This is a genomic window from Pseudomonas sp. THAF187a, assembly GCF_009363395.1.
Taxonomy (GTDB): Bacteria; Pseudomonadota; Gammaproteobacteria; order Pseudomonadales; family Pseudomonadaceae; genus Aquipseudomonas; species Aquipseudomonas khazarica.
Genome location: NZ_CP045349.1, coordinates 4,371,254 through 4,383,698 on the forward strand (window position 1 = coordinate 4,371,254; position 12,445 = coordinate 4,383,698).

Consider the following 12,445-nt stretch of genomic DNA (forward strand, 5'->3'; position numbering starts at 1 on the left):
AAGAATTGCGCTTGCACCTGCCGTGGCCCTGCGGGGTCGAATCAGTCGCCGCGTACCAGCGTCGGTTGGCCGAGGTTGGCGACCCGGACGCTGCTCTGCAGCTGCTCAGCCTCGCCCTGGTTGCTGATCGGCCCCAGGCGAACCCGGTGCAGAATCTGCTGGTCGCGCACCACTGAGCTGATGAACACCGGCACACTGGTGGTCTGGCTCAGCTTGTCCTTGAGCAGCTCCGCAGCGTCCGGATTGGCGAAGGCTCCAACCTGGAGATACAGGCCAGAGGCTCCGAGTGAATCGTTTTTTTTTGCGTCGATCTGCACAGGCACCACGGCCGCTGCGTGCTGCGCAGGAGGCGGTGCGTACTGTTCGACGACCGGAGCGGGCTTGGACAGCGGCGGCGCGACGGCGGCCTTGGCCGGCTGGTTGTTGGCCAGCACCATCGGCACCGGACGGCCCTGCTGCGCCCACCACTCGTGCGGGTCGATCCCCTCGACCTTGACCCGCGCGGTGCCTTTCTCGGCATAACCGAGCTTCTTCGCCGCGGCAAAGGACAGGTCGATGATGCGGTCGGAGTAGAACGGCCCACGGTCGTTGACCCGCAGGATCACGCTCTTGCCATTCTCCAGGTTGGTGACGCGCACGTAGCTCGGCAGCGGCAGGGTCTTGTGCGCGGCGGTCATGCCGTACAGGTCGTAGGTCTCGCCGTTGGCGGTGGCCTGCCCATGGAACTTGGTGCCGTACCAGGAGGCCGGGCCGACGGCCTGGTAGCGGCGCGCGTCCTGGATCGGGTAGTACTGCTTGCCGAACACCGTATAGGGCGCCGCCTTGACCGGGCCGTAGTGCGGCATGGGGATCGCATCAGGAATACGCGAGACGTCGACGTCCCACCAAGGCGCGCCGTCCTTGTGCGGACGGTTGAAGTCGTCCGGCCCGGACAGGCCAGCCGATTGCCCCGGCGCGGTGCCTGGCTGCGGCGCTCGATTGGAAGAACAGCTGGCCAACAACAGGGCTGCGCTCATGCACGCAGCCAGTGGCAGCAGTTTGGACAGATTCATCAGTTACCCCGCGCTTCGACCAGCAACTCGGCCAATTGGTTGACCGCCATGGCGTACATCACGCTGCGATTGTAGCGGGTGATGGTGTAGAAGTTGGGCAAACCGAACCAGTATTCGTCGCCTTCGGCGCCTTCCAGACGAAATGCGGTGACCGGTACGTCCTCGGCAAGCGCGTCCTGGCTGGTCCAGCCCAGCTCGCGCAGCTCGGCGACGTTCTTCACCGGATCGAGCCCCTGGGTCATGCCCTCCTCGACGCGCTCACCCGAGACTTCGACGCGGCTGGCCACCTGGCCACCGGCCTGCCAGCCATGGCGCTTGAAGTAGCTGGCAACGCTGCCGATGGCATCGGTCGGATTGCTCCAGATGTTGATATGGCCGTCGCCGTCGAAATCCACCGCGTAGGCGCGGAAGCTGCTCGGCATGAACTGCGGCAGGCCCATGGCGCCGGCATAGGAACCTTTCAGCGAGATCGGATCGACCTGTTCCTCACGGGTCAGCATGAGGAACTCGCGCAGCTCCTTGCGGAAGAATGGCGCGCGCGGCGGGTAATCGAAGGCCAGGGTCGACAGCGCGTCCATCACCCGCCAGTTACCGGTGTTGCCGCCATAGAAGGTTTCCACGCCGATGATGGCGACGATGAACTGCGCCGGCACCCCGTATTCGGCCTCGGCTTTCTCCAGCGCGGCCTGGTTCTGCTTCCAGAAGGCCACGCCCTGGGCGATGCGCTTGTCGGTGATGAAGATCGGCCGGTATTCCTTCCACGGCTTGACCTTCTCGGCGGGCCGCGAGATCGCGTCGAGGATCGCCTGCTTGCGCTCGACCTCGGCGAACAGGCTCACCAGTTGCTCCCCGGCGAAGCCGTAATCGCGGGTCATTTCCTCGATGAACTCGGCCACCTGGGGCGAGCCGTCGTAATCGGCCGCGAGCACCTGAGACGTCGCGCCGAGCAGACCTACCATACCGGCCCCGATGAACGTCCGAGCTGCCCAACTGCGCAGTGAATGCATTGAATCCAAACTCCCAATCAAACCTGAGCGATCCACTTTCGATGCGTGTGAATCGCCATCAATATCCCGAAGCCTGACAACAAGGTGACCAGATGGGTTCCGCCGTAGCTAATGAAGGGCAGCGGCACCCCAACCACCGGCAGCAAGCCACTGACCATGCCGATGTTGACGAATACGTAGACGAAGAAAGTCATGGTCAGCGCCCCCGCCAGCAGCTTGCCGAACAGCGTCTGCGCCTGGGCGGTGATCACCAGGCCGCGCGCGAGCAGCAGCAGATACAACAGCAGCAGGATGCAGACGCCCACCAGACCGAACTCTTCGGCAAGCACGGCAATGATAAAGTCCGTGTGACTTTCCGGCAAAAAATCCAGGTGCGACTGGGTGCCCAGCAGCCAGCCCTTGCCCAGCACGCCACCGGAACCGATGGCGGCCTTGGACTGGATGATGTTCCAGCCCGAGCCCAGCGGGTCGCTCTCCGGATTGAGGAAGGTCAGCACGCGGCGCTTCTGGTAGTCGTGCATGAAGAAGAACCACATGCCTACCGCGATCGGCACCACCGCCGCTGCCGCGCCGATGATCCAGCGCCATTGCAGGCCGGCCATGAACACCACGAAGGCACCCGAGGCTAGGATCAGCAGCGAGGTGCCGAGGTCGGGCTGCTTGGCGATCAGCACCACCGGCACACCGATCATCGCCAGGCTGACGAGCAGATGCTTGAAGCGCGGCGGCAGGTTGTGGCGCGCCAGGTACCAGGCGATGGTCATCGGCATGATGATCTTCATCAGCTCCGACGGCTGGAAGCGAATCACCCCGGGGATGTTGATCCAGCGCGTGGCCCCCATCGCGGTATGCCCCATCAGTTCCACCACCAGCAGCAGGCCGACGCCCACCACGTAGGCCAGCGGTACCCAGCGCGCCATGAAGCGCGGGTCGAACTGGGCGATGACCACCACGGCGAGCATGCCGATGCCGAACGAGGACGCCTGCTTGATCAGCAGGTCGATGTTCTTGCCGCTGGCCGAATAGAGGATGAACAGGCTGCCGGTACCGAGGATCAGCAGCAGCAGCAACAGCCAGCCATCGATATGCAGGCGCTGCAGCAAGCTGGCGCGGCGGCGCAGCACGTCCTCGTCGGAAAGCGTACGGTCGAAGTTACCGATCATCGTTGACTGTGACCTCAGCACTCTGCGGCGATGCGAATTCGGCCTTGAGCTGGCCGGTCTGCGGGTCCAGCAACCAGGCATCCATGACCTGCTTGAGCACGGGGGCGGCCACGCCGGAACCCGACTCACCGTTCTCCACCATCACCGCGACGGCGATCTGCGGGTTCTCCACCGGCGCGAAACCGACGAACAGGGCGTGGTCGCGATGGCGCTCCTGGATCTTGTTGCGGTCGTAGCGCTCGCCCTGCTTGATCGCCACCACCTGCGCCGTGCCGCTCTTGCCGGCGATGCGGTAGACGGCACTGTCGCCGACCTTGCGCGCGGTCCCCCGGGCACCGTGCAGCACCTCTTCCATGCCATGGATGCTGTAGTCCCAGAACTTGGGGTCACGCAGCTGGATATCCGGCATCGGATTGGGGTCCATCGGCTGCCGTCCATCGATGCTCTTGGCCAGGTGCGGGCGAATCCACTTGCCGCGCGTGGCCATCAGCGTGGTGGCCTGGGCCAGCTGCAGCGGCGTAGTCTGCATGTAGCCCTGGCCGATGCCGAGGATCAGCGTCTCGCCGGGATACCAGGGCTGGCGGAAGCGCGCACGCTTCCAGTCGCGCGACGGCATCAGGCCCGCGGTTTCCTCGAACATGTCCAGCGCCACACGCTGACCGATACCGAAGCGGCTCATGTAGTCGTGCAGACGGTCGATGCCCATCTTGTGCGCCAGGTCGTAGAAGTAGGTGTCGTTGGAGCGGGCGATGGCCAGGTTGAGATCGATCCAGCCGTCGCCATTGCGGTTCCAGTTGCGGTACTTGTGGCTGTTGTTGGGCAACTGGTAGAAGCCCGGGTCGAACACCCGCGTGGTCGGCGTGATCACCCCGGCATCCAGCCCCGACACCGCGACCATCGGCTTGATGGTCGAGCCCGGCGGATAGAGGCCGCGCAACACCCGGTTGTACAGCGGCTGGTCGATGGAGTCGCGCAACTCGCCGTAGGCCTTGAAGCTGATCCCGGTGACGAAGGGGTTGGGGTCGAAGCTCGGCTGGCTGACCATCGCCAGGACCTCGCCGGTCTTCGGCTGGATCGCGACCACCGCCCCGCGCCGCCCGCCGAGGGCATTCTCGGCAGCTTCCTGCAGGCGCGAGTCGAGGCTCAGGACGATGTCCTTGCCCGGCTTCGGGTCGATACGGTTGAGCACCCGCAGCACGCGGCCACGGGCATTGGTCTCGACCTCTTCGTAGCCGACCTCGCCGTGCAGCTCCTCTTCGTAGAAGCGCTCGATACCGGTCTTGCCGATATGGTGGGTACCGGCATATTCGGTCGGGTCCAGGCGCTTGAGCTCCTGCTCGTTGATCCGCCCCACGTACCCCACCGAGTGGGCGAAGTGCTCCTGCAGGGGGTAGTGGCGCACCAGCTGCGCGGCGACCTCGACCCCGGGCAGGCGGAACTGGTTGACCGCCACGCGCGCGATCTGCTCCTCGCTCAGCTCGAACAGGATCGGCACCGGCTCGAACGGCCGCCGCCCCTGGCGCACACGACGCTCGAACAGCGCGCGGTCCTCGTCGCTCAGCTCGAGCACCTCCACCACCGTATCCAGCACCTGCAGCCAGTCGCCAGCGCGCTCGCGGGTCACCGTCAGGCTGAAGCTGGGCCGGTTGTCGGCGATGATCACGCCGTTGCGGTCATAGATCAGGCCACGGGTCGGCGGAATGGGCTGAACGTGGATGCGGTTGTTTTCCGCCAGGGTGCTGTGATGCTCGTACTGCACGACCTGCAGGTAGTACATGCGCATGACCAGCACGCAGGTCAGGAGGATGATGACCGCACCACCGACGAGCACGCGGCGCTTGACCAGGCGAGCGTCCTTTTCGTGATCCTTGAGGCGAATCGGCTGCGGCATCGGTTACGGCTGACTATTTGTGGTAGGGGTGGCCGGACAGCACGGTCCAGGCCCGATAGATCTGCTCGCCGAGCAGGATACGCACCAGCGGATGCGGCAGGGTCAACGGCGACAGCGACCAGCGCTGCTCGCTGCGCGCGCAGACCTCAGGGGCGAGGCCCTCGGGGCCACCGACCATGAGGTTGACGTTGCGCGCATCGAGGCGCCAGCGATCCAGCTCCGCCGCCAGCTGTTCGGTGCTCCACGGCCTGCCATGGACCTCGAGCGTGACGATACGTTCGCCGGGCTGCACCTTGCTCAGCATGGCCTCGCCCTCCTGACGGATCAGGCGCGCGACGTCGGCGTTCTTGCCACGGGTGTTGAGCGGAATCTCCACCAGCTCCAGCGGCAATTCGGCCGGCAGGCGCTTGACGTACTCCTGCCAGCCCTCCTCGACCCAGCGCGGCATGCGCGAACCGACGGCGATCAGCTTGATCCGCATTACTCGGCGCTATGCTGCGCGCGGCTCTGCTCGGCACCCTGCCACAGGCGCTCCAGATCGTAGAACTGACGCGCGGTCGGCAGCATGACGTGAACGACGATGTCGCCCAGGTCGAGCAGCGCCCACTCGCCGCCGTCCAGACCCTCGCTGCCGATCGGACGCACGCCCTGTTCCTTGACCTTCTCCAGCACGTTCTCCACCAGCGACTTGACCTGACGGCTGGAGCTACCGCTGGCGATCACCATGAAATCGGTGATGCTGGTCTTTTCCTTGACGTCGATCACGGTGATGTCGGTCGCCTTGATCTCTTCCAGCGCCGCCACGGCGATCTTGACCAGCTCGTCGCTGGGCATGTTCTGCTTGCTCATAAATGACTCGTTTGCCTCGTGTAATGGACGCCTGCGCAGGTGCACGGCGTATCAAGCATGCGGCGCACGGTACAGATCGTGCGCCTGGATATAGGCCAGTACCGCATCCGGCAAGAGAAAACGCGCGGAACGGCCGGTTGCCAACAAGTGGCGGATCTGCGTGGCGGAAATCGCCAGCGGAGTCTGCCAGATGAAACTGATTTGCCCGCCTGCGCCCTCCAGGCTCAGCGGGTCGCTGACACTGCGCGCCGCCAGCAGATCGCGCAGCGCCTCCGGCGCCTCGCTGTCGGCATCGGGGCGCTGCAGCACCAGCAGGTGGCTGTGCAGCAGCAACTCCTCCCAGCGGTGCCAGCTGGGCAGGCTGCAGAAGGCGTCCCAGCCCAGCAGCAGAAACAGCTGATCGCTCGGCGCCAGCTCGGCCCGTACCGACTCCAGCGTGTCCACCGTGTACGACGGCTTGTCGCGCTTCAGCTCGCGATCATCGACCTTGAGCCGCGCCTCGCCAGCCACCGCCAGCTCGACCATGGCCAGGCGCTGCTCCGCCGTCGCCTGTGGCGTATCACGATGCGGCGGCCTGGCACTGGGAATCAAGCGCAGCTCGTCCAGCGCCATGAATTCGGCCACTTCCAGCGCCGCACGCAGATGCCCGATGTGCACCGGGTTGAAGGTACCGCCGAGCAGGCCGATACGTCGGGCGCCGAGTCCGTTCATTTATGTGCGAATGTGTCCGTCGCCGAAGACCACGTACTTCTCGCTGGTCAGGCCTTCCAGGCCGACCGGGCCACGGGCGTGCAGCTTGTCGGTGGAGATGCCGATCTCCGCACCGAGGCCGTACTCGAAGCCATCGGCGAAACGCGTGGAGGCGTTGATCATCACCGAGGCGGAGTCCACCTCGGTGAGGAAGCGCCGCGCATCGCTGAAGTTCTCGGTGATGATCGAGTCGGTGTGCTGCGAGCCATAGTGATTGATGTGCTCGATCGCGGCGCCCAGCGAGTCGACGATGCGAATCGCCAGGATCGGCGCGTTGTACTCGGCGAACCAGTCGTCCTCGCTGGCCTCCAGCACGTCGCTGCCAAGCAGCGCACGCGTCGCGGCATCGCCACGCAGCTCCACGCCCTTGTCGCGGTAGATGGCGGCCAGCGGCGGCAGCACACGGGCAGCGATGCCCTCGTGCACCAGCAGGGTCTCCATGGCGTTGCACGGCGAGTAGCGCTGGGTCTTGGCGTTGTCGCAGACGCGGATGGCCTTGTCGAGATCGGCGGCGATGTCGACATAGACGTGGCAGACACCGTCCAGGTGCTTGATCACCGGCACCTTGGCGTCACGGCTGATGCGCTCGATCAGGCCCTTGCCACCACGCGGCACGATCACGTCGACGAACGCCGGCATGGTGATCAGCTCACCCACCGCCGCACGGTCAGTGGTCTCCACCACCTGCACGGCTGCCGCCGGCAGCTCGGCCTCGGCCAGGCCCTGCTGGATGCAGCGGGCAATCGCCTGGTTGGAGTGAATCGCCTCGGAGCCGCCGCGCAGGATGGTGGCGTTGCCGGACTTCAGGCACAGGCTGGCGGCATCGATGGTCACGTTCGGCCGCGATTCGTAGATGATGCCGATCACGCCCAGCGGCACGCGCATCTTGCCCACCTGGATGCCCGACGGCAGGTAGCGCATGCCCTGGATCTCGCCGATCGGGTCCGGCAGCGTGGCGACCTGGCGCAGGCCCTCGATCATGCTGTCGATCACCTTCGGGGTGAGCGCCAGGCGATCGACCATCGCCGGCTCCAGGCCGCTGGCACGGGCGGCGGCCAGGTCCAGTTCGTTGGCGGCGGTCAGTTCGGCGCGAGCGGCGTCGAGGGCATTGGCAGCAGCCTGCAGCGCGCGATTCTTCTGCGCGGTGCTGGCACGGGCAAGCACCCTGGATGCCTGGCGGGCGGCCTGGCCCAGGCGGGTCATGTAAGCGTGCACGGACTCGGTCATGGCGGCGGAGGTCTGGCAGTTGGAAAAAGGGGCTGATTATAGCGGGCTCGCGAGGCCACGCCCAGCGGCGTCTGGCAAGCGGTAGACAGCTCGTCCGCGCAGCCTCGGCGGTAACGGCCGCAAGCGCAGGGTACGGGCGCCGGCGGTGCAACGGTGACACCCGGCAGACGGCGCCGCCCGAAGGTTGGGTAAACAAATCGCCCCCCGATGTTTACCTTGCAATCGAGGTTTGCCAGCCCAGGCGAGGCGGCGCGAGTGCCGCCCCAGAAGAACAACAAGAGCCACTGGAGTGCCCCCATGCTGCGTTATCGCACCGACTACAGCGCCACCCTGCTGGCCAGCCCGCCCGACGTCATCGAGATCGCGGGCTGGCGCCTGCACTACCAGGCCTATTCGACCCGCCAGCGCGACACGCGAGCGCCGGTGCTCCTGCTGGGTGGCGCCTTCCAGAGCTTTCGCTCCTTCGCCGCGGAGGTGGACGAGCTGCTCGGCGAACATCCCGTGATACTGCTCGACCTGCCCAGCCAGGGCGGCAACCTGCAGCTGGCCCCCGAGCTGGAGCTGGAACAACTGGCCGACCTGATCGCCGCTTTCGCCGAACAGCTGCAACTGCCGGCCTTGATGCCCGTTGGCCTGTCCTATGGCTCGGCGCTGGCCGCGCTGTTCGCCGCCCGCCACCCACGGCGTTGCGCCCGCCTGTTGCTGGCCGGCATCACCGCTTTCGGCCGGCCGGGTGCACGGCGGATGCTGGAGGAAGGCCTGGCCCTGCTCGAAGAGGGTCGCCTGGGCGAATTCGCCCAGGGCGCCCTGACCGGTCTGCTCAATCCTCTGCACCTGCAGGAAACCGGTGTTTCACCGGTCTTTCGCAAGGCGTTGCTGCGGCAGATCCAGCGCCTCTCGCCTCTGGAGGTCGAGCGTTATCGGCAAAACAGCCTGCGCCTGCTGGCCTTCAGCGGCTTCGACAGCCATCCGCAATGCCCGACACTGGTGCTTGCCGGCGAACACGACCATTTCACCCAGCCCTGGGAGCACGCCCACTTCGCTGCGGCCTGCGGCATGGCCGAGTGCGCCGTGATTCACCAGGCCGACCACCTGGCCCAGTTCGAACGGCGTGAAGCCTGCGCCGCCCTGTATCGCCCCTTTCTCTGCGAACGCCCGCTGCCGGCACGCAGTCCCGGCAGCACGCGCCTGCACGCGGGCCAGCTGCTGAACCTGGAGAAGCGCTGCGAGCCGCGTCGCACGCCACGCCAGCAGCACGCCGTGCTGCTGCATGACGAGGGTCAGCGCTGGGCGGTCGAGCTGAGCGAACTGGGCTTCTTCGGCGGCCGCCTGCAGGGCGACCTGCCCGCCGACCTACCGCAGCGGGGCTGGCGACTGAGCCACGGCGACCTGCCTGAACAGCACCTGATACCGCTGCGCAACGACGAGCAGGGCCTGGCATTCGTGTTCGCGCATAGCGATGCCACGGCCAGCCAGGCGCTGGCCGAACGCTTCCAACCCGCACCACAGCCTGCTGCCGCCTGCGCCTGACTCGCGCAGGCAGGCGCCCGCCCTACACCTGCGCCTGAATCACCCGCACCAGCCCTGGCAAGCGCGCTGGTGGCAGGCCGAGGCTGCCGGCATCGGCACTGGGATCGAGCACCTGCACCCGGGCGAAACCGCAGCGCTGGAAGCCCGTGACGATCTCGGCGTGATCGCGGTAATGCAGCGGATAGCTGCCCCGGGTGAGCCGGCCGATCAGTTCGACGCCCCAGCGCAACTGGCGATAACGCGGATGCTCACGCAGGTCCGGGTAGAGTTCGGTGAGATAGGTGGCCTCGGGGAAATCGCTCAGCCCTGTCGTCAGGCGGCTCCAGAAGCCTTCGATCAGCTCCAGCGGGAAGTAGTTGACCAGACCCTCGGTGATCACCACCACCGGCTGACTGTGATCGAGACTGGCTAGCAGCGACGCCAGGGACTGATTGCCGCGCTCGGCCAGAATGTCCACCGCACGCACCTGATGCCGGCCATCCAGCCAGCCCTCACCGTGCAGCAACAAGCGCTTGCGCGCCGCCATCGCCGGCAGGTCCGCCTCGAGGTACTGCAACTCTGGGTAACGCGAGCAGAAGCGCCGGCCACGCGGTGAAAGGCCACAGGCGATCTCCACCACCTGACGCACGCCCCGCCGCTCTATCGCCTCGGTCAGCTGTGCATCGATCTGCAGATGGCGTTGCAACAGAAAGGCCTCGATATCCAGCCCGAAGCCGGCTCGCGCGCCCCAGGTCACCGGCCACAGCAGCTTGTGCACGAAACGCCCGAATGGCGTGACGAAGGCCGGATCGGCCAGGCGATGGCGATACCAGACGTATCCGGTGTAATGCGCCGAGGGACTGATATGGGCGCTGCTGGCGCGGACACGTTCAGGCATTTTTAAGGCTCTTGTTGTTATGCTCGCGGCCCCAGAGTAGAACGCCACGAGTCCCTGCGACAGATCATGCCCGCCGAACCCACCCTAAGTTTGCCCTGGCCTGGCGCCCGGCCACTGCCCGCTGCCTTCTTCGACCGCGACGCCCAGTTGCTGGCTCGCGAACTGCTCGGCAAGGTGATCCGTCACCGCGTCGGCGAGCAGTGGCTGAGTGCGCGCATCATCGAGACCGAGGCCTACTACCTGGTCGACAAGGGCAGCCACGCCTCGCTCGGCTACACCGAGAAGCGCAAGGCGCTGTTCGAAGGCGGCGGGCACATCTACATGTACTACGCCCGTGGTGGCGACTCGCTGAACTTCAGCGCCTGCGGCCCTGGCAATGCCGTGCTGATCAAGTCCGCACACCCCTGGTTCGACGCCATCAGCGACGCACAGACGCTCGCCACCATGCAGCGCAACAACCCTGACCGCCTCGGCCAGCCACGCCCGCCCGAACGCCTCTGCGCCGGACAGACCCTGCTGTGCAAAACGCTCGGCCTCAAGGTGCCGGAGTGGGATGCGCAGCGTTTCGATCCCCTGCGGCTGTTCGTCGAGGATGTCGGCGAGCGCCCGCAGGCGATCATCCAGTGCGCGCGCCTGGGCATCCCCCTGGGGCGTGACGAGCACCTGCCCTACCGCTTCGTCGATGCCGCCTTTGCCCGCCACTGCACACGCAACCCGTTGCGCCGGGGCCAGGTCGAAGGCCGCGACTATCGACTGCTGAACGCCGAGGGAGGGCAGCGATGAGCGCCTGGCTGGACAACCTGACCACCTGGCTGGGCGGCCACCCGCAGTGGCTGGGGCTGGCGATCTTCCTCATCGCCCTGCTCGAGTGCCTGGCCCTGGTCGGCATCCTCCTGCCCGGCGTGGTCCTGCTGTTCAGCGTCGCCCTGCTCGCGGGCAGCGGCGTCCTCGGCCTGTGGCAGACGCTGGCGCTGGCCTATGCCGGCGCAGTGTGCGGCGACCTGCTGTCGTACACGCTGGGCCGGCACTTCAAGCACAACATCGGGCGCCTGCCGATCCTGCGCCGCCACCCGCAATGGGTCCTCCACGCGGAGCTGTACTTCCAGCGCTATGGCGTGGCCAGCCTGCTGGTCGGTCGTTTCATCGGCCCGCTGCGACCGATGTTGCCGATGGTGGCCGGCATGCTCGACATGTCGCTGCTGCGCTTCGTGCTGGTCAGCCTCGTCGCCGCCGCTGGCTGGGCCGTGGCCTACCTGCTGCCGGGCTGGGCGACCGGCGCCGCGCTGCGCCTGCCGATGGCCGAGGGTTTCTGGAGCGAAGCCGCGTTGCTGCTGGCCGGCATCGGCGTGGTCCTGCTGGCGACGATTCACGCCAGCCTGACGGAGAAACCACGCGCCAGCCTGCTGGGCGGCGGCCTCAGCCTGCTGTTGCTGCTGGCCATGGTCATCGGCTGGCCGCATCTGGATGCCCTGGACCAGGGCTTGATGAGCCTGGTCCAGGAACAGCGTCAGGCACACCTGGACAAGTGGATCGGCACCCTGACACGGCTGGGGGACTTCCATACCCAGCTGGCGGCCGCCATTGTGTTGTGCGCCCTGCTGGTGCTGGCGCGGCGCTGGCGTCACCTGCTGTTCGCCGGCTCCACCCTGCTGCTGACGGCGCTGAGCAACACGGCGCTCAAGCATGGTTTCGCCCGGGCCCGCCCCGACGTGCTGAGCGAACCCCTGACCAGTTTCAGCTTCCCCAGCGGCCATAGTTCGGCGGCCTTCGCCTTCTTCCTGGTGCTCGGCGTGCTGGCCGGGCGCGGCCAATCGGCGCGCCTGCGGCTCGCCTGGCTGGTGGTGGCCAGCCTGCCGGCCGTGGCGATCGCCTTGTCGCGGGTCTACCTGGGTGTGCATTGGCCCAGCGATATCATCGCCGGCGCCCTGCTGGCCTCGACCGTCTGCGGCCTCAGCCTGGCCCTGTGCCAGCGCCAGCAGCCGCTGCCGGCACTCCCGGCGCGCCTGTGGTGGATCGTGCTGCCAGCCTGCCTGGCGGTACTCGGTGGCATGGCCACCTGGCAACTGTCGACGGCGTTGCTGCGCTACGCCTACTGAGGC

12 protein-coding genes are annotated in these 12,445 nt (G+C 66.6%); 3 read left to right on the top strand and 9 right to left on the bottom strand.

Annotated elements, in window-relative coordinates; translation table 11 throughout:
- Window positions 1-41 precede the first annotated feature (41 nt).
- From FIV02_RS20315 to FIV02_RS20350, 8 genes are all read right to left on the bottom strand, one after another.
- Window positions 42-1,052, bottom strand: a complete 1,011-nt coding sequence (locus tag FIV02_RS20315) for a septal ring lytic transglycosylase RlpA family protein (RefSeq protein WP_152489638.1) — start codon at window positions 1,050-1,052, stop codon at window positions 42-44.
- Window positions 1,052-2,059: a lytic murein transglycosylase B gene (mltB, locus tag FIV02_RS20320; protein ID WP_047584666.1), complete on the bottom strand. Its 1,008-nt coding sequence runs from the start codon at window positions 2,057-2,059 to the stop codon at window positions 1,052-1,054. Before mltB ends, FIV02_RS20315 begins: the two co-directional genes overlap by 1 nt.
- Before the next feature lie 17 nt (window positions 2,060-2,076).
- Window positions 2,077-3,180: a rod shape-determining protein RodA gene (rodA, locus tag FIV02_RS20325; RefSeq protein WP_172979229.1), complete on the bottom strand. Its 1,104-nt coding sequence runs from the start codon at window positions 3,178-3,180 to the stop codon at window positions 2,077-2,079.
- A gap of 31 nt (window positions 3,181-3,211) precedes the next feature.
- Window positions 3,212-5,113 carry a penicillin-binding protein 2 gene (mrdA, locus tag FIV02_RS20330; protein ID WP_152489639.1) on the bottom strand — a complete coding sequence of 634 codons (1,902 nt, stop codon included), beginning with the start codon at window positions 5,111-5,113 and terminating at the stop codon, window positions 3,212-3,214.
- Between the two features lie 13 nt (window positions 5,114-5,126).
- Window positions 5,127-5,594 carry a 23S rRNA (pseudouridine(1915)-N(3))-methyltransferase RlmH gene (rlmH, locus tag FIV02_RS20335; protein WP_152489640.1) on the bottom strand — a complete coding sequence of 156 codons (468 nt, stop codon included), beginning with the start codon at window positions 5,592-5,594 and terminating at the stop codon, window positions 5,127-5,129.
- Window positions 5,594-5,947 carry a ribosome silencing factor gene (gene rsfS / locus FIV02_RS20340; RefSeq protein ID WP_037051781.1) on the bottom strand — a complete coding sequence of 118 codons (354 nt, stop codon included), beginning with the start codon at window positions 5,945-5,947 and terminating at the stop codon, window positions 5,594-5,596. Before rsfS ends, rlmH begins: the two co-directional genes overlap by 1 nt.
- A 66-nt stretch (window positions 5,948-6,013) precedes the next feature.
- On the bottom strand, window positions 6,014-6,673 hold the full coding sequence (gene nadD / locus FIV02_RS20345) for a nicotinate-nucleotide adenylyltransferase (RefSeq protein WP_152489641.1): 660 nt from the start codon (window positions 6,671-6,673) through the stop codon (window positions 6,014-6,016).
- A complete protein-coding gene (locus FIV02_RS20350) occupies window positions 6,674-7,939 on the bottom strand; it encodes a glutamate-5-semialdehyde dehydrogenase (RefSeq protein ID WP_134675754.1) in 1,266 nt (421 codons plus the stop codon).
- Window positions 7,940-8,239: 300 nt separating this feature from the next.
- Between FIV02_RS20350 and FIV02_RS20355 the strand changes: the two genes are divergently transcribed.
- Window positions 8,240-9,469, top strand: a complete 1,230-nt coding sequence (locus tag FIV02_RS20355) for an alpha/beta fold hydrolase (RefSeq protein WP_152490149.1) — start codon at window positions 8,240-8,242, stop codon at window positions 9,467-9,469.
- Window positions 9,470-9,491: 22 nt separating this feature from the next.
- Here the strand turns inward: FIV02_RS20355 and FIV02_RS20360 are convergent, their stop codons facing one another.
- Window positions 9,492-10,346, bottom strand: coding sequence for a class I SAM-dependent methyltransferase (locus tag FIV02_RS20360; protein ID WP_152489642.1), 855 nt, complete (start codon window positions 10,344-10,346; stop codon window positions 9,492-9,494).
- 66 nt (window positions 10,347-10,412) lie between these two features.
- On the opposite strand from FIV02_RS20360, the gene FIV02_RS20365 reads away from it, so the two are divergent.
- The gene (locus tag FIV02_RS20365; protein ID WP_152489643.1) at window positions 10,413-11,129 is read left to right on the top strand and encodes a DNA-3-methyladenine glycosylase; all 717 of its coding nucleotides are present in this window, start codon (window positions 10,413-10,415) and stop codon (window positions 11,127-11,129) included.
- Window positions 11,126-12,442 carry a bifunctional DedA family/phosphatase PAP2 family protein gene (locus FIV02_RS20370; protein WP_152489644.1) on the top strand — a complete coding sequence of 439 codons (1,317 nt, stop codon included), beginning with the start codon at window positions 11,126-11,128 and terminating at the stop codon, window positions 12,440-12,442. The genes FIV02_RS20365 and FIV02_RS20370 overlap by 4 nt, the downstream gene beginning before the upstream one ends.
- The last annotated feature ends 3 nt before the right edge of the window (window positions 12,443-12,445 follow it).

Coding starts and splice junctions, on each gene's coding strand:
- rlmH (WP_152489640.1), bottom strand. CDS start 5,594: ATGCGGATCAAGCTGATCGCCGTCGGTTCGCGCATGCCGCGCTGGGTC.
- FIV02_RS20350 (WP_134675754.1), bottom strand. CDS start 7,939: ATGACCGAGTCCGTGCACGCTTACATGACCCGCCTGGGCCAGGCCGCC.
- FIV02_RS20370 (WP_152489644.1), top strand. CDS start 11,126: ATGAGCGCCTGGCTGGACAACCTGACCACCTGGCTGGGCGGCCACCCG.
- mrdA (WP_152489639.1), bottom strand. CDS start 5,113: ATGCCGCAGCCGATTCGCCTCAAGGATCACGAAAAGGACGCTCGCCTG.
- FIV02_RS20360 (WP_152489642.1), bottom strand. CDS start 10,346: ATGCCTGAACGTGTCCGCGCCAGCAGCGCCCATATCAGTCCCTCGGCG.
- FIV02_RS20365 (WP_152489643.1), top strand. CDS start 10,413: ATGCCCGCCGAACCCACCCTAAGTTTGCCCTGGCCTGGCGCCCGGCCA.
- mltB (WP_047584666.1), bottom strand. CDS start 2,059: ATGCATTCACTGCGCAGTTGGGCAGCTCGGACGTTCATCGGGGCCGGT.
- rsfS (WP_037051781.1), bottom strand. CDS start 5,947: ATGCCCAGCGACGAGCTGGTCAAGATCGCCGTGGCGGCGCTGGAAGAG.
- nadD (WP_152489641.1), bottom strand. CDS start 6,673: ATGAACGGACTCGGCGCCCGACGTATCGGCCTGCTCGGCGGTACCTTC.
- FIV02_RS20315 (WP_152489638.1), bottom strand. CDS start 1,052: ATGAATCTGTCCAAACTGCTGCCACTGGCTGCGTGCATGAGCGCAGCC.